Origin of the sequence: Streptomyces sp. NPDC026672, assembly GCF_040638185.1 — a bacterium.
Taxonomy (GTDB): Bacteria; Actinomycetota; Actinomycetes; order Streptomycetales; family Streptomycetaceae; genus Streptomyces.
In genome coordinates, this window is the sequence record NZ_JBEZXS010000040.1 from 64,743 (window position 1) to 80,894 (window position 16,152).

Annotated in this window: 13 protein-coding genes and 1 pseudogene; 9 read left to right on the plus strand and 5 right to left on the minus strand. The window is 66.2% G+C overall.

Features of this window, described 5'->3' with window-relative positions; genetic code table 11:
- Nucleotides 1-31 precede the first annotated feature (31 nt).
- The 4 genes from AB0F77_RS33980 to AB0F77_RS33995 form a co-directional block, all read right to left on the minus strand.
- The gene (locus AB0F77_RS33980; RefSeq protein ID WP_361955675.1) at nt 32-979 is read right to left on the minus strand and encodes a diiron oxygenase; all 948 of its coding nucleotides are present in this window, start codon (nt 977-979) and stop codon (nt 32-34) included.
- 197 nt (nt 980-1,176) lie between these two features.
- The gene (locus tag AB0F77_RS33985) at nt 1,177-2,634 is read right to left on the minus strand and encodes a penicillin-binding transpeptidase domain-containing protein (RefSeq protein ID WP_361955677.1); all 1,458 of its coding nucleotides are present in this window, start codon (nt 2,632-2,634) and stop codon (nt 1,177-1,179) included.
- On the minus strand, nt 2,631-3,989 hold the full coding sequence (locus tag AB0F77_RS33990) for an FtsW/RodA/SpoVE family cell cycle protein (protein WP_361955679.1): 1,359 nt from the start codon (nt 3,987-3,989) through the stop codon (nt 2,631-2,633). The genes AB0F77_RS33985 and AB0F77_RS33990 overlap by 4 nt, the downstream gene beginning before the upstream one ends.
- Before the next feature lie 145 nt (nt 3,990-4,134).
- Entirely contained in the window at nt 4,135-4,641 is a 507-nt protein-coding gene (locus AB0F77_RS33995) for a protein phosphatase (RefSeq protein ID WP_361955681.1), read from the minus strand.
- 101 nt (nt 4,642-4,742) lie between these two features.
- On the opposite strand from AB0F77_RS33995, the gene AB0F77_RS34000 reads away from it, so the two are divergent.
- Nucleotides 4,743-5,546, plus strand: coding sequence for a nuclease-related domain-containing protein (locus AB0F77_RS34000; protein WP_361955683.1), 804 nt, complete (start codon nt 4,743-4,745; stop codon nt 5,544-5,546).
- Between the two features lie 189 nt (nt 5,547-5,735).
- On the opposite strand, the gene ligD is transcribed toward AB0F77_RS34000, so the two are convergent.
- A complete protein-coding gene (gene ligD, locus AB0F77_RS34005; protein ID WP_361955685.1) occupies nt 5,736-6,635 on the minus strand; it encodes a non-homologous end-joining DNA ligase in 900 nt (299 codons plus the stop codon).
- 47 nt (nt 6,636-6,682) lie between these two features.
- Between ligD and AB0F77_RS34010 the strand changes: the two genes are divergently transcribed.
- From AB0F77_RS34010 to AB0F77_RS34045, 8 genes and pseudogenes are all read left to right on the plus strand, one after another.
- On the plus strand, nt 6,683-7,630 hold the full coding sequence (locus AB0F77_RS34010) for a Ku protein (protein WP_361955687.1): 948 nt from the start codon (nt 6,683-6,685) through the stop codon (nt 7,628-7,630).
- Between the two features lie 478 nt (nt 7,631-8,108).
- A complete protein-coding gene (locus AB0F77_RS34015) occupies nt 8,109-8,462 on the plus strand; it encodes a VOC family protein (RefSeq protein ID WP_361955689.1) in 354 nt (117 codons plus the stop codon).
- A 695-nt stretch (nt 8,463-9,157) separates the two neighbouring features.
- Nucleotides 9,158-9,802, plus strand: a pseudogene (gene snpA / locus AB0F77_RS34020) (snapalysin); the annotation flags it as partial.
- Between the two features lie 1,081 nt (nt 9,803-10,883).
- Complete coding sequence (locus tag AB0F77_RS34025) at nt 10,884-12,125, plus strand: hypothetical protein (protein WP_361955691.1); 1,242 nt, start codon at nt 10,884-10,886, stop codon at nt 12,123-12,125.
- Between the two features lie 474 nt (nt 12,126-12,599).
- Nucleotides 12,600-12,950 (plus strand): hypothetical protein, encoded by a 351-nt coding sequence (locus AB0F77_RS34030; RefSeq protein ID WP_361955693.1) that lies wholly within the window; start codon nt 12,600-12,602, stop codon nt 12,948-12,950.
- A 912-nt stretch (nt 12,951-13,862) separates the two neighbouring features.
- Complete coding sequence (locus AB0F77_RS34035; protein ID WP_361955695.1) at nt 13,863-15,413, plus strand: hypothetical protein; 1,551 nt, start codon at nt 13,863-13,865, stop codon at nt 15,411-15,413.
- A 5-nt stretch (nt 15,414-15,418) separates the two neighbouring features.
- The gene (locus AB0F77_RS34040; protein ID WP_361955697.1) at nt 15,419-15,838 is read left to right on the plus strand and encodes a hypothetical protein; all 420 of its coding nucleotides are present in this window, start codon (nt 15,419-15,421) and stop codon (nt 15,836-15,838) included.
- A gap of 186 nt (nt 15,839-16,024) precedes the next feature.
- Nucleotides 16,025-16,152: leucine zipper domain-containing protein (locus tag AB0F77_RS34045; RefSeq protein WP_361955705.1), on the plus strand; the 128-nt coding region annotated here is incomplete at its 3' end.

A 16,152-nucleotide genomic window follows, 5' to 3' on the forward strand; every position in this document is an offset into this window, starting at 1 on the left:
CGTGCAGCGTAACCGCTGCCCACCCCGCCACCTACGGCAGAAGTCCGGACGACCTCCACATCCGGCGGCCGACCCCGCGCAGCACGCCGATGTCGTCCAGGAAGTCCGTGAGACGTTTCGCGCCGCTCCGCATGACCTCGCGGCGGTGGCCGCTCGCCCGCACCTGGGCCACGGCCTCCCGCCGGTCCAGCCCCACGTTCGTGTAGACCTCCGGGTTCACGAACGCCACCGAGAACACCCGGGCGAACTCGCCGGAGGTGATCCGGGTGAACTCCCGGGACCACCTGGGCGCCGTGAGCATCTGCCGCCGCAGCTCCTCGCGCGCGTACCGCACGTGCCGGGCCTCCTCCACCACGTGGATGCGTGTGACCCCGCGGATCAGCGGCTGCACCCGCTCGTCCGGGAACGTCAGCCGCTGCATCCAGTCGAGCACCTCCTCGCCGAGGAGCGTCGCGGTGAAGGAACCGGGGGTGGTCGAGATCGTCTTGAAGACGCGCCCGAGCGTGTGGTGGCCGCGGCCGACCGGGTACCAGGGCGCGTCACCCCGGGAGATCAGCCGGGCGAACATCTTGGAGTGCCGGCACTCGTCCTCGATCTCGGTGAGCGCGTACCGCACGTGCGCGCTGGTCGCCGCCTTGTCGTACACGTGCCGCACGAGCAGCTGCATCAGGATGAGCTCGAACCAGATGCCCAGCGAGGCCAGCGCGGCGGCCTCGTGCTGCGAGAGCAGGACGCGCTGCTCCTCGCCCATCCGCCGCCACAGCGGTGTGCCGTACAGCGACACCAGCTCCGGGGGCCAGAACCACTTGCCCTCCTCGAAGGGCGCGTCCCAGTCCAGTTCGCGGTCGGGGTCGAACGAGTGCCGGGCGGAGGCGGCGAGCAGCCGTTCGGCCACCTTCTCCCGGTCCTTGAGCAGGCCCAGCGCGTCCCGCGGCGCGTCGAGCGTGCCGGCTCCGTCGGCTTCCGCCAGGCTCGTCATGGCTCCCTCACCTTGTTACCGGGGGTACGTCCTCTCGCCCACTTATGAGACTGCCTGTCAGCAAGGTCGTCAATCCCCCACGCACGAGTTGTTGACCCGAACGGCGCGGCCCGGTTCGGCGGGGAGCAAGACGACGGCCGCGAACGGCTCCTCGCCCTCTACCGGAAGGGCAAGGGCGGGCGGCATATCGGTGATGGTCAGAGGTGGAGTGCCGCTCGCATCACCGCGCGGGCGATCGGGGCCGCGTCGCCGCCGCCGCTGATGTCGCCGCGGTCCGCCGCCGCGTCCTCCACGACCACCGCGACCGCCACCTTCGGCTCCAGGTCCCGGTCCGCCTGCGCCCAGGACACGAACCAGGCGTACGGCACACCGGAGTTGCCGACGCCGTGCTGGGCCGTACCGGTCTTGCCGCCCACGGTGGCGCCCCGGATCGCCGCGTTGGTGCCGGTGCCCTCGCGCACCACGTCCGTCATCATCCTCTTCAGGATCACCGCCGTCCCCGGATGCATCGCCTGCCGCACCGGCCGGGACCCCGACGTGCCGATCGTCTCCCCGCCCCCGCGGGTCGTCCGCTCCACCAGATACGGCTCCCGCACCAGTCCGCCGTTCGCCACGGCCGCCGCGACCATCGCCATCTGCAACGGCGTGGCCCGCGTGTTGTACTGCCCGATCGACGACAGCGCCAGCTGCGCCCGGTCCACGGTGGTGTCGAAGGTGCTCGGCGCGACCGAGAACGGGACGCGCGCGGCGGAGTCGTTGAAGCCGAACGCCTGCGCCGTGGACACCATCCGCTCCGCCCCGACGTCCACCCCCAGCTTCGCGAACACCGTGTTGCAGGACCACTCGAACGCGGCCCGCAGCGAGGCGTCCGCGCAGCCCTCGCCCTCGTTCGTCAGCCGCGTCCGCGTCCCCGGCAGCGTGAACGGGTCGGGGGAGTCGGTGGGTTCGTCCGGATCACGGATCACCCCCGCGTCCAGCGCCGCCGCCGCGGTGACCACCTTGAACGTCGACCCCGGCGGATACGTCTGCCGCACCGCCCGGTTCAGCATCGGCTGCTCCGGGTCGTCGTTCAGCCGAGCCCACGCCGACGTCACCGACGCCCCGTTCCCGGACAGCTCCGCCGGGTCGTACGACGGCGTCGACACCAGCGCCAGGATCCGCCCGGTCGACGGCTCGATCGCCGCCACCGCGCCCTTGCGCGCGCCGAGCCCGCGGTAGGCGGCCTCCTGCGCGGCCCGGTCGAGGGTGGTGACCACGTCACCGGCGGGGTTGCGCGCCCGGGTGACGTCGTTCCACAGCGGGAACGGCGCGAGCAGGGGATCACTGCCCGAGAGGATGCCGTCCTCCGCGTGCTCCAGGAACGTCGTCCCGTACTCCTGCGACGCGAACCCGGTCACCGGGGCGTACAACGGCCCGTCCGTGTACGTCCGTTCGTGCCGCAGCTGCTCATGGCTGTCCCGGGAGCCGGTGACCGGCCGCCCGCCGACCAGGATGTCGCCGCGCGGCTGACCGTAACGGGCGATCGTGGCACGGCGGTTGGCCGGGTTGTCCGTGTAGGCGCCCGAGCCGAAGACCTGCACGCGGGCCGCGTTGACCAGCAGCGCGAGCAGCAGCAGGACACAGAAGCCGGCGGCGCGGCGGACATGTCGCGTCACGCGGCCACCGTGCCTTCCGGCAGGCCCCGCGCCGAATCGCTCAGCCGGATCAGCAGCGCGGTGATCGTCCAGTTGGTGACCACGGAGGAGCCGCCCTGCGCGAGGAACGGCATCGCCATCCCGGTCAGCGGGATCAGCCCCGTCACCCCGCCCGCGATCACGAACACCTGGAGCGCCACCAGCGAGGCGAGACCGACGGCGAGGAGCCGGCCGAAGGGGTCGCGCAGGGCGAGCCCCGCCCGGTAGCCGCACGACACCAGCAGCCCGTACAGCAGGAAGATCGCCGAGAGACCGGCCAGGCCCAGCTCCTCGCCCGCCGTCGCCAGGATGAAGTCCGAGCGGGCCGCGAAGCCGATCAGCACCGAGTGCCCGAGGCCGAGACCGGTGCCGAGGAAGCCGCCCGCCGCGAAGGAGAACAGCGACTGCGCGAGCTGGTTGGGACCCTGGCCCGCCTCGATGGTCGCCAGCGGGTGCAGCCAGTCCTGGACCCGGACGTGCACATGCGGTTCCAGCCAGCCGACGGCGACCGCCCCGAACACCGCGAGCACCAGCCCGACCGCGATCCAGCCGGTGCGGCCGGTGGCGACGTACAGCAGGACGACGAACAGCCCGAAGAACAGCAGCGAGGTGCCGAGGTCCCGCTCCAGGACCAGGACGCCGACGCTGATCAGCCAGATCGTCACGATCGGGCCGAGGACCCGCCCGGTGGGCAGCCGCACGAACCAGAACCTGCGGCCGGCGTACGCCAGCGCGCCGCGGTTGGCCGCCAGGTACGCGGCGAAGAACACCGCGAGCAGCACCTTCGCGAACTCGCCCGGCTGGATGGAGAACCCGGCGGCCCGGATCCAGATGCGGGCGCCGTTCACGGCGGGGAACAGGATCGGCAGGATGAGCAGCACCAGGGCGCCGGCGACGCTGACGTACGCGTACCGCTGGAGCACCCGGTGATCGCGCAGCAGCAGGACGACCAGGATGAACAGCCCCACCCCGAGCGTCGACCACACCAGCTGGGCGGGCGCGGCACGGTCGCCGGGCGACTCCAGGTCGAGCCGGTAGATCAGGACGAGGCCCAGGCCGTTGAGCAGCACGCCGATGGGCAGCGGGAGCGGATCGGCGTACGGCGCCCGCAGCCGTACGGCCAGGTGGGCGAGGAGCGCGAGCACACCGAGCCCCGCGCCGTAGCCGGCGGCACCGGGCGGCACGGTGCCGGTCCGCGCCAGGCCGACCGCGCAGTACCCGTACACGGACAGCAGCACGGCCAGCACGATGAGGGCGAGCTCCACACCCCGCCGCCGGGACCGCCCCCCGACGGCGTCCACCGCCCCCGCGTCCACGATCATCCCGGCCTGCGTCATGCCCGGAACCTACCTAAAGGGGCGGGAATGTGCGCCTTGTGGTGGGGCGACAGCGTGACGCGTCCCTCCGGGGGAGTGGCGGTGCTTGCTGCTGCCGGGCTCGGGCGGGGTGCTCACCCTGCCCGGCTCGGGCTCCTCCCGGCCGTCACTCGGTCAGCTCCTCCAGGAGCCGGGCGGTGGACAGGCCCGTACGCAGGTACTCGACGAAGAGGTCGTTGTGCAGCGCCCAGGGGGAGCGGCGGGCCCGGATCAGCCGGATGGCCTCCTCGGCGGAGCCGCCCCGCTGGACCAGCGCCTGCGCGACGACCAGCCCCGAGCGGTTGTACCCGTGGTAACAGCGCACGAGGACCGTACGCCCCGCGTCCACCGCCTCGGCGGCGGCCCGCGCCAGCCGGATCACCCCCGCGAGCTGCGTACCGTCCAGCGGACCGTCGGGAATCGGCCACACATGGTGCTCGACCTGTGGATCGGGCCCGTGCCCCGGCAGCCTGAGCAACGACTGCACGAGGTCGAACTCGTCCCCGACGACCGCGGAGACCTGCTCTCCCGGCCCGTCCCTGTACCTGTGCCCGCCCATCCACAGCCCCGGCACGATCTCGTCCCACGGACTGTCCGGAATCGGTACATCGGGCTGCATCCTGCGGATACGCAACGGCGCCTCCCCGGCTCCCCGTCCCCGACCGGTCTCAAAGGTAACCGGGTTCTTGCCCCTGGAGCACCCCGCCTGTTCCCATGGTCGAGGGGTGATGACGCATGACCGGACTGCGCGTCGTACCGACCTGGCGGCACGGACAGGAACGCCTGTACGTCTGCCGAGCGGACGGAAGGAACGTCGCCTGGTACGACCGGGAGGCCGGCCGGGTCAACCTGCTCAGCGAGGACCGCAGGGACGACGTCCTCGAAGCGCTGGGCCCCTTCCTGACGGGCCCGGTCACCGTCGGCCCGCCACCGGTGCCGACCCCGGCGGAACTGGCCCGGCTGTCCCTCCACCCGGACGACGACCTCGCCCCCAACCGCCCCGGCGAGGCCCTCCTCGTCGCCCTCGACCGGGAACCCGGCCCGTCCCACCGGCTGCGCCCCGATCCACGGCGCCGTGCGCTGCTCGCCGAGCAGACGGTGGGGGAGGCCCTGGACCGCCTCGACGGCGCGGGCTGGCACACCCTGCACTCGATCCCGCTGCCCGGCGGCGACCGCATCCACCACCTGCTGATCGGGCCGGGCGGCCTGTTCGCCGTCCACGCGGTCCACGCCCGCAAGCAGAAGGTCCTGCTCGACGACCCGATGATCACCGTGGGCCGTGCGGAACCCCGCCCGTTGCTGCGCCGCCTCCGCTCCATGGCGGACCGCGCGTCGTACGCCCTGACGGCGGAGGTCCGCCCGGTCCTGGCCCTGACGGACCCGGCCGCACTGACGACGAGGTCCCTCCCCAGATCCCTCCAGGTCCTCACCACGGCCGACCTGCCGACCCTGTCCCACCTGGGTGGAACCCTGAAACCGGCGGACGCGGAGGCGCTCCACGCGATGGCGAGGGACCGAAACACCTGGACACGCCTGTAGCCCGCCTCGGCCTGTGCGCGCTCTCTGACGTAGCTGCGGGCGGTTGTGCCGCTGGGGCGGCACGGGCGGGCGCAGCGGCACCCCGCACGCGCGGGCAAGCGAATCCACCCCCGCCCGGCCCCGACGAAGGGCACCGCACAACACACGGTGCGGCCCTGCTCGGCACGGCACGGCCCTGCTGGGCACAGCTCAGGGCAACTCCACCCCCGCACCAGCCACCATCGCCCCCAGCAGATCCCCACCCTCCCGCACCCGCTCAACAACGTCCCCCGCCACAAAAACCAGATCCCCAGCCCCCCGACACCCCTCCACCTCCGCCCAGGAAACAGGCGTGGAAACGGCAGGCACCCCCTGCGCACGGACGGTATAAGCCACCGCCGTGGTCTTACGGGCCGCGTTCTGACTCCAGTCCACGAACACCTTCCCCACCCGCAGACTCCGCGTCATCCGATGCACCACCAGCCCCGGCAACGCCCCCTCCGCCTCCACGGCCACCCCCTTCGCATACTCGGACGCCCGCTCGGAGGTCCCTCGCACGGCCGCCACCACATGCAGCCCCTTCACCCCCGACGTCTTCACGAACGCCTCGATCCCGTCCTCCCGCAACCGCTCCCGAAGCCACAGGGCGACCTCACAACACTCCACCACGGTCGCCGGCGCCCCGGGATCAAGGTCGAACACCAACCGATCCAACCGCCCCGCGTCCGCCGCCCCCGCCGCCCCCGCCTCTCCGACGACCCACTGGGGCACATGAAACTCGGTGACGAGGTTCGCCGCCCACATCAGTGAGGCGAGATCCCGCACCACCACCATCCGCGCGGGCCCCTCCGCCCGCCGCACGTCGGCCGTCATGACCCACTCGGGCGTACCGGGCGGCACGTTCTTGGTGAAGAACACCTCCCCCTCGGCCCCGTCGGGATACCGCAGGAACGACACCGGCCGATCCCGCAGATGCGGCAGCAGTACGTCCGCCACGGTCGCGTAGTAGTGCAGCAGCTCCCCCTTGGTGAAGCCGGTCGCCGGATACAGCACCTTGTCCAGATTGCTGAGCGCGACCCGCCGCCCCTCCACCTCTGTGATCGGCGTCATACCATGACAATCCCACACAGAAGCCTCCCCATGAACCGGAAGGAAGGGTGCTGCACGTGCGATCCATATGGAACGGCGCCATCTCCTTCGGCCTGGTCAGCATCCCCATCAAGCTGGTGAACGCGACCGAGAGCCACTCGATCTCCTTCCGCCAGATCCACACCGAGGACGGTGGTCGGATCCGCTACCGCAAGGTCTGCGAACTGGAGGACCGCGAGGTCACCAGCGCGGAGATCGGCAAGGCGTACGAGGACGCGGACGGCTCGATGATCCCGATCACGGACGAGGACCTGTCCCACCTCCCGCTCCCGACCGCCCGCACGATCGACATCGTGGCGTTCGTCCCGGCCGAACGGATCGACCCCCTCCAGATGGACGCCGCGTACTACCTGGCGGCCGGCGGGGTCGCCGCGGCCAAGCCGTACACCCTCCTGCGCGAGGCCCTGAAACGCAGCAACAAGGTGGCCATAGCCAAGTTCGCCCTGCGCGGCAGGGAACGCCTGGGCATGCTCCGCGTGGTGGACGAGGCGATCGTCATGCACGGCCTGCTCTGGCCGGACGAGGTACGCGCCCCCGAGGGCGTCGCCCCCGACACGGACGTCACGGTCAGGGACAAGGAACTGGACCTGGCGGACGCCCTGATGGACACCCTCGGCGAGGTCGACCTGGAAACCCTCCACGACGAGTACCGAGAGGCTCTGGAAGAGGTCATAGCCGCAAAGACCTCCGGCGAGGCACCCCCCGAATCCCCGGCCCCACCGTCCGGCGGCAAGGTCCTGGACCTGATGGCGGCCCTGGAGAAGAGCGTCAAGGACGCCAAACAATCAAGAGCCGAACAACCAAAGAAACCCGAGGCCGAGGTCACTCAGCTGCCGGCGCAACCGAAGCAACAGAAGAAAACAACACAACCAAAGAAGAAGGCAGCGGCAAAGAAAACCACCCAACCAGCCAAAAAATCCCCACCCAAAAAACCAACCCGCAAACGCACGGCTTGACGACGCTACGCCGTGGACCCGACGGCCGATGGCCGATGGCCGACGGCCGGAGACCGACGCATAGCCGCACCCGCAGCCCCCGCCCATCCCGGCAACGATGGCCAGACAAGTCCGGAGAGACCGGCAGCCGGCTCAACCGCTGATCGACGAGATCCCCCGCAGTCACGGAGACGGTACGGTACATACTTCCTTGCCCCACCACTCACCACGGAAGCCATTACGGACCCGCGGGCAGAGACGGTGGAGCGCGCGCAGAGCGGGCCGAAGGCATGAGCGCAGCGCGCAGCGGAGCCGGGGCTTGAATCTGTAAAGAAACTTGTAACTCACTGGGCTGCGGGAAGGGCATCCGATCCCGGGAGTTGTTCGACAGCTCGGTCCCAACTGATGGTTGGCACCTTGCCTCGGCTTGGCTGTGTGCGTGTGACAGGCCCGTGCGCGGTGCCCTCAACATCAATGGTGCGCATGCGAGCATCGGTGCATGCTCTCAGGCGCACACGTGATCCTCTACTCCCAGGACGCTGAGGCCGACCGGGCCTTTATCAAGGACATCCTCGGCTTCGCCCACGTTGATGCGGGTCATGGCTGGCTGATCTTCAAGCTGCCGCCCGCCGAGGTCGCCGTGCACCCCACCGACGGCACGCCGAAGCACGAGTTCTACCTGATGTGCGACGACCTGGACGCCGTATGCGCCCAGCTCGCAGAGCGCGGCGCGGAGCTCACCGGCGAGGTGACCGAGGAGAGGTGGGGGCGCCTCACCGCCGTACGCCTCCCCAGCGGCAGTGAACTGCCCCTGTACCAGCCGCTGCACCCCGTCGCGCACAGCCTCGACTGAACCTCCGCCACCACGCTGTCACCACCGGCACTGCACCGGCCCTCCGTCTTGCGCCACATGGACACCTCGCGCGCCCTGGGCCAGTCCGCTTCCTTTCACGTTCGCTCCTTCTGCCGACCGACCTCTTCCTGTGTCGCTTGCCGTGCCGCACGGCGGGCCCGGCTTCCATTCTGATCGGGACTGAGCGGTGGCGACCCAGTGATGAGGGGCTCTGCCCTGCGTCGAGGGTGACTCCCTGCAAGGGCGACGCGAGGCCAGTGGGGCGCAAAAGATGTGGAAGCCAATTATTTCGTGATGTCAGTCACAGCGCTCCGTGAATCAACCGGTGTGCTTAGTAGATGCGTCATGGAGTACATCTGAGCATTTATCCGTCTTGACCTGGATGTGGATCCTGCGGTGTGTGTCGGGATTCCGCCCGACCGACCGGCGTGCCCATTGCCCCGCGCTGTATGGCTTCTGACGCTGCGACAGCTTTTCCTCCTGTCGCTGTGTGGGGACCGGAGGCCCGCGCGCGGCCCTGGCGAGGTCCTGGGGGCTACGAAGCGACGTAGTGGTGGGACCCATTGCCTGCCCTGTCGAGCCGTTCTAAGAATGTCGCCCCACAGGACGTCACTGCAGTTCGGAACCGGTGTTCACGCCGAGTCGACCGCGCGCTGTGGCGCTCGGCGTCACCGAGTGAGTAGGAGCCCCCCCACATGAAGTCGTCCCGACTGTCCCCGAGATTCCTCGCCCTCGCTCTCGGCCTGGGTCTGGCCTCCGGCGCGCTGGCTGTGGCAGTGCCGGCGAGCGCCCAGCCGGCCGCCACCCCCTCCGATTCCGCCGATACCTCCGTGGCGGGGTACGACGGGTCGGCTGAGGAGGCCGCGAACAACAAGGCGTTCTTCGAGGCCGTGCTGAAGTCGGTCGCCGAGAAGAGCGCCGCCCAGCCCAGTGGGCAGGCGGTGACCCTTCACTACGACGCCTCCAAGGCGCCGAGCTTCCGTTCGCAGATATCGAGCGCGGCCGAGATCTGGAACAGCTCCGAGTCCAACGTCAAGCTCGCGGAGGCTTCGAGCGGTTCGAGCAGCGCGGACTTCTCCTACTCCGAGGGCAACGACCCCCGTGGGTCCCACGCCTCCACCGACGGCCACGGAAGCGGTCAGATCTTCCTCGACTACACCCAGATCCAGCAGAACGACTCGATCCGCGTCGTCACCCACGAGACCGGGCACGTCTTGGGCCTGCCGGACGATTACAGCGGGCCGTGCAGTGAGCTGATGTCGGGCGGTGGCCCCGGTCCGTCCTGCACCAACCGCTACCCGAACGCCACCGAGCGCGCGCGTGTCGACGAGCTGTGGGCAGGCGGAGGTGTCGAGGCCCCGGGTACGGGGAACCAGTCCGCCGGCGGCCCGAGTACCGCACCGTCGGCACCGTCCGTGGCCCCGGGCACAGGGAATCCGTCCGCCGGCGGCCCGAGCACTGCATGGCCGGTACGGCCCGTGTGGCCGGGTCACGGCCCGTGGCGCCCGCACCACAGCACACTCTGGAACTGACCGAGTTCCCACTCATCGCGCGCCCAGGATCCCGCCCACGCCACGTCCACAGACCCCGACACACGCCCGCTTCGGACCGCATACGCCTACACAAACACGAAGACCCCATCCTCAACGTTCCGCTGGCGACGGGGTCTTTGGGCACCTTATAAGGGGTGCCCCCGGCAGGATTCGAACCTGCGCACACGGCTCCGGATGAACACCCGAGGACGCCGGACCACACCAGTGCGCCTTGCCCCTGGAGTCTCCTACTCCATAACTAGCTCAAGCCTCACAAAGCCCAAGCGAGCAAGATCAGTTCCAGAAACCCCAAGGACCCTCACAGTAAGCGCTCCTCTTGGGCCGCTCATCGCACCACGCCGAAAGACGATTGACGGCTGGGTTGCAGCAGACCTGCGTGGCGTCGTCGTACACAGGCGGGCACTCGACGACGTGCGGATCCCGCTGGTCCAGCTCATCAGTGCAGAGCTCGACGGTAAGGAACTAGCCCTAAAAACATCAGACATGGTGACCTATCGCCTAATACTGACCACGTTCTCTGCCGCACGAGACCTCCACTTCGTGGAGACCTTGGCTCATGCAGCAAGGCTGACTCAGAGCTGAACCCAAGTAGGTATCAGGCTTTCTGTGATACCCGCATTAGTGGTTCGATCTCTCCTTTATCGGGTCACCAGACATCTCAACTGGTACACCTCTGCGGTGTCCGGTGGGTGCGCCGGCCGTCATCCTCCCGCTTGGAGAGATCCATGCCGTCGGACCGCATGGAGCTAGCTGGCGCTTGGGACAGGTCGGGGTATTGGTGGTAATGCGGCACACCATAACGGCAGGTCGGCTTCACTGTCGCCAAAATTGATTGTGGTGCATGACGCACTCGCCCTAGAGTGCCTAGATGGCGAATAGTTTCGAGGGCTGGATGCCGCACTGGGTGGAGCAGCTTCCGCAGCTTGAGGTCGTGGCGATCCCAGACACGGAGAAAGACGAGTTCGTTTATCACCTTTTTGAGCACATGCGTCAGGCGTACGATCACGGTTACAGCGGCCAGACTCGCATGGATCTTGGGTTCGGGCGAGTAGATGAATGGAAGCTCAACACCTCCGACGGTCGTGAACTTCCCCGCCTGTGGGTGGTGAATCGAGCGGATGTATTGATGCTTTCTCTGGCTGGCCAAGGGATGCAACGCCAAGAGGATATTGCGGTATGGCGTGAGGGAATCGAGGCGGCCATCGCGTGCATTGGGACGCGGGGTGAGGAACAGTGGATTGCAATCCTGTCCCAGGATCAGCCTGATCCGTACACGCTGAATGGTCAACGTCTAGTTGAGTCCGCGTCTACTGGTGAGCTGTCTTTCAGTCTGCTCACCGACGGCATCGCCGAAGATGCGCGAATTCCGGCGAGCGGTTTGGGCGTCTCAGTAGGTGAATTCTTCCATTGGCCCATCAAGGTGCGCGGGTCAACCTCTTGTTACGCCTGGCGCAGAGATGGCGAGGTGGCCGCGCTAGCTCGATTGAGGAGAATCAGCGCACTCCTCTCGCTTGCCTGGGAGAGTCCGTGGCTAGTACGCGAAGGTCCGCGGAATCCGGATGTTTCTTTTGCTGGAGCGAGCTCTCCACTCCAAGGTCACTCATGGCGTCTCATTGCTGACGCAATCATGCGCGAAAGTGGCAGGACTATTTCAGTGCCTAACTGGCTTGCTGACGCTGAACGTGTCATGTCCAAGATTCCGCGATCAGCAAATGCGCTTCTGATGCATCAGGAAGGATTGATGCTCAGACGGGATCACCCGTCTATGGCGCTGGTTTGTTTCACTGCAGCGGTTGAGACGCTTGCCCAAATTAGTAAGAACCCTGAAACATGCCCAGAATGCAGCATGGTGCTCAGTAGTCGTAAGCGCTATGAGGATGCCATTCGTGGCGTTCTGGATGAAGAGCAAGCAGCGTACCTGATGAAGGCGTACCCGCAGCGCTCAAGAACGGTTCATCAAGGAGGACTTCATGGCACCGAAATGCAAATTGGCAGTTTTGGTCGGATGAGCTTGTTTATGCCCGACGAGGAATTGGTGTTCACGGCAGGCACGGTTCATTCGGCACAAGAGGCGAGCAAGAGACTGCTGCTGAATGCTTTCGGCGTGTGAGCGGTCAGAGCAGACGGCGACGCTTAACAGGCCATCTCATTTGGTGAGCCTGCGGTAGCAGATGAGGGTGCAGGCGAGGCTTGTGAAGGCGAGGAAGTGTTCGGCTTGGCGCTCGTAGCGACGATGGAGGCGACGGCATCCGCTCTGGAAGGTCTCCAAGACTGGCTGCAAGTCTCGCTCGTGGCGCCTCCGATGGGTGGTTGCAGGGAGGGTGCACGGCGACACGTTCACCACGCTGGCCCTCGCGGAGAGCCGACGGTCCGAGCTGTGGCAGGCCATGAACCGGCGCGGTGAAGCGTTCGAGGTTGAATCGGGCTGCCCGAGTCCGAGGTACGCGCGGCGGCTGACGCCACCAAAGCAGCGGACGCCGAGCCGCCGTTGCGGTGGTTCGAATTCTGCCGCAAATATGTGGCCGGGCGGTGGCGTACAAGCGCGGCCAAGACCCATGCAGGTACGGCCGACCGTCTCGCCGCCGTGGCCCTCGCGATGGTCGGACGCGGAGGTGACGCACCCGACGATGAGACCCTTCGGCTGGGCTTCCGCTGGGGGATCGTGCCCGCGAATACGGGGGAGGACCCGCCGGCCGCACTTAAGGCCGCGCATGAGTGGGTCACGACGACGGACCGGCCGTTGCGTGATCTCGCTGACGCCGAGGTGTTTGAGGATGTCCTGTACCGCCTCAGCTGCAAGCCTGCAGCGGGCGATACCTACAAGCGGCGCCGCCGCGTACTGAACACCGTCTTCGAACACGCTGTGTTCGTGGGGAGATCCCGGAGAACCCTCTTCAGCGCGCTCGACGGAAGCGCGTCGGCTCCATTGACGTAGTGGACCGGCGCGTCCTCGTGAATGCCATCCAGGGGCGGCAGTTGCTCGCGGCTGTCTCCTACGTCGGGTCGTGGGATCGTTGCCGGGGGCGGTGCCTTGTGGCCTTCTATGCGGTTTTGTACTACGTGGGCCCGCGGCCCGCTGAGGCGGTCGGGCTGAGGCGGTCTGACTGTCATCTCCCGGACGCGGGACGGGGCACGCTCACACTGTGGGAGACACGCCCCGCCTCGGGTAAGCAATGGACCGACTCTGGCGAGCGACACGACCGCTGCGGCCTGAGGCGCGAGAGGCGACCAGTGAACGCCCAGTGCCCATCCCGCCCGTCCTAGTTGCCATCCTCCAAGCCCACCTGAAGGACTTCAGGACCGCAAAGGAAGGACGCGCGTTCGGTAATGAACGCGGGGGAGTGGTCGGCTCCTCCACCTACTGGCGAGTGTGGGAGGAAGCGCGGCTGTACGCCCTGCCACCAGAGCGCTTCTGCTCTCCCTTGGCAGGACGCCCGTATGACTTGCGGCACGCCTGCAACACGCGGTGGGCTCAACGCTGGGGTGCCCATCGCTGAAGTAGCCCGAGGGTTGGCAATTCACCGGAGGTGATCCACCGCCGCTACCACGGCTGCATCGATGGCCATGAGGAAGTCCCCAACGCCAAGATTGCCAAGGCGTTGATGGATGAAGGCGACGCGGGGTAGGTGCTCGTCCTGCCACACCACGAGGGCGGGCCGAGTCGCCCGGCCCGCCCTCGTGGTGGTGACAGACCGTTTCAAGAGTATTTTCGGTGAATGCAGTGCGCCGAATCGACTGCTGCTTCATAATGTTTGCGCCATCATGCGTCAGGACAGCGCCATAGGGGGAGTAAGTGTCGGAAAGCCTCTACATGACTCCGCGTCCTTGGAGTAGCCGGACCTTCTCCATGCCAGCGCTTCAGGGGGGTAGTGAAAATCAGATCGCCGTACTCCATGCCGTGCTGTCGGCGCTTGCGGCAGGAGTGGATGTCGACGAACCCATCAAGCTGCCCGGCGAGACCGAAGCGGAAGTCGCTTTTTCCTACATTGGTCAACGGCTTCAACCTACGGGACTTATCGCGCGAACTGGTCAGCGCTCTTGGATCCTGACCGAAGTGGCAGAAGAGTGGTTGCGTACAGGGAGCGATGGATACCTTCTATCGGTTCTCCATGCTCATATCAAATTCTTCGGTGAGCTTCTGAGTGAGGCCCGCGACGGTATTACACAGTCCGACCTATTGGCGCTGGCCGAGGAGCAATATAACTGCTCTTGGAGTTCACTCGATCAAATTCGGCGACGTACCGCGTGGTTGCGCTCAGGGGGATTGGCGACGCTCGATTTCAACTATCTACTTCATCCAACTGAAGCTGGGCTAGCATGGTTGAACGAGATTGAGCTTGCTAAGCCTGGAGCATTCAAGAAAAAGGCGACGCGATCTAATGTGCAAATCGCCGACGTGCTTGCGGCTCACCCCTACGTAAAAGAAGCCCTGAATCGGGCAGACCTTGATGGGCGTAAGCACAACATTGGTTACATTCCTCGGAGTGACGGTGATGCTTTCGCATCCTTCCGGAAATTTGTTGCTGCTTTGAGTGAAGAGACGAGCCGTCAGGCGATCGATGAGTTTGCCGCATCAGAGTTCGGCCTTCGACCCTCTTCGTCGGCGAGTGCACTGAGCACATTGAGGAATGCAGGCCTTGTCGAGCAGGTTGGTTTCAGCTTGTATCGCGCGACACCGATTGGCACTGCATGCTTGCAAGAATCAACCAATCTAGATTTTCTGCGAGTGATTCACCTTAAGTTCTCCTTCGTTGGTGAAATGCTGGAGGCCCTTGAAGAGGCTGACACTCCACGAGACTTGGCAACACTCGGTAGATTGCGCTATGGGCTACCTACTGAGTCTGTGCCCGAAGTGCGAACTCGGCTGCAAATGCTCAGGTCGTGTGGTCTCGTCGAGGAAGTGGGTTGGGGCAGATATCAGCTTCTCCCTCTTGGCCGCGCGCTGGCGCGAGAGTTGCCGCTGACTTCCCCCGTAGAACCTGACGAGCTTGTTAGCGAGGGCCAGGGAGCCGTTCAAGCAGACTTTCCGGGCCGGGCTGCAGAACTAGCTGAAAGCCTGAGTGCCGCTGCGTTGGATTCATCCAGGCCGGAACGATTCGAAAAGGCTGTGGCCGACGCCTTCTCGTTCCTGGGATTTGATAGTCAACTTCTGGGTGGATCTGGCCAAACGGACGTTCTGATTTCGGCCAAGCTCTCTGGAGAAATGGGCTACAGTGCGATTGTTGACGCCAAGTCGTCGGGCTCTGGAAAGGTCGCCGAGGCGCAGATAAATTTCGATACTTTGAAGGAGCAAAGGGGGATAATTCAGTCGATTATGCGCTTATTGTCGGCCCATCTTTTCCGACTGCTAGGACCTCTGAACGGGCTCGTGGCCATCAAATCGGACTTGTCGAGGTAGGTGAATTGATCGAAGTGCTCCGTCAGCACAGCAGTGCCCCACTGTCGCTCTCGGCTCTCCGTGAATTGATGCAGTCGTGCGGCATGGTGAAAGCGGAAGTGCTAGAGAAGACCTGGGCGCGTGAGAAGCGACTACACAAGCTTTGCGATCGCGTAATCCGCCAACTTGAAGCGGAAGCCAAAAATGCAGACGAGGTTACCTCGGGCGCCTTGTCTGCGCATGATCTTTATCTAATTCTGCGATCTGAAGTCGAGTCGCCTCCGACACCCCAGGAGATCGACGCTGTGTTGTCGTTCCTCTCGTCATCTCTGGTGCATGCCGTTCAGAAAATCGGCTCACAGTATGCCATTCTTGAACATCCGCGTATCACCGCCATGCGCTTGCAAGTTTTGGCATCCAACTTTTCGCCGTATGAAACCGAGTAGAACGCCCTATGTGATTTGGCTCGCAAGTCAGCCGGATGCGCCCTCAGACCTCGCGCCGCCTGGGTGAGTCCTCCGTGTGGGCTAGGTGTATTGATCACGAGCGTTGTTAACGCTGGCCGGGCTTGATCATGGCGAAGGCCTCCGTGTGTGGTGGAGGTGTCGAATCTTCACCGCACGGAGGCCTTCGTGTCCCACCGTAATGCCCGGCTGACCGTTCACGGCAGGCGGCTGCTGGTCGAACGTGTCCGCACCGGACGCCCTGTCGCCCATGTCGCCGCCGAGATGGGCATCTCCCGCGTCACCGCTCACAAGTG

What these genes read in the sequence shown, in the direction of transcription:
- AB0F77_RS33980 (WP_361955675.1), bottom strand. Translation starts at nt 979, where the DNA reads ATGACGAGCCTGGCGGAAGCCGACGGAGCCGGCACGCTCGACGCGCCG.
- AB0F77_RS34015 (WP_361955689.1), top strand. Translation starts at nt 8,109, where the DNA reads ATGCTCTCAGGCGCACACGTGATCCTCTACTCCCAGGACGCTGAGGCC.
- AB0F77_RS33990 (WP_361955679.1), bottom strand. Translation starts at nt 3,989, where the DNA reads ATGACGCAGGCCGGGATGATCGTGGACGCGGGGGCGGTGGACGCCGTC.
- AB0F77_RS34000 (WP_361955683.1), top strand. Translation starts at nt 4,743, where the DNA reads ATGACCGGACTGCGCGTCGTACCGACCTGGCGGCACGGACAGGAACGC.
- ligD (WP_361955685.1), bottom strand. Translation starts at nt 6,635, where the DNA reads ATGACGCCGATCACAGAGGTGGAGGGGCGGCGGGTCGCGCTCAGCAAT.
- AB0F77_RS34025 (WP_361955691.1), top strand. Translation starts at nt 10,884, where the DNA reads ATGGCGAATAGTTTCGAGGGCTGGATGCCGCACTGGGTGGAGCAGCTT.
- AB0F77_RS34035 (WP_361955695.1), top strand. Translation starts at nt 13,863, where the DNA reads ATGCCAGCGCTTCAGGGGGGTAGTGAAAATCAGATCGCCGTACTCCAT.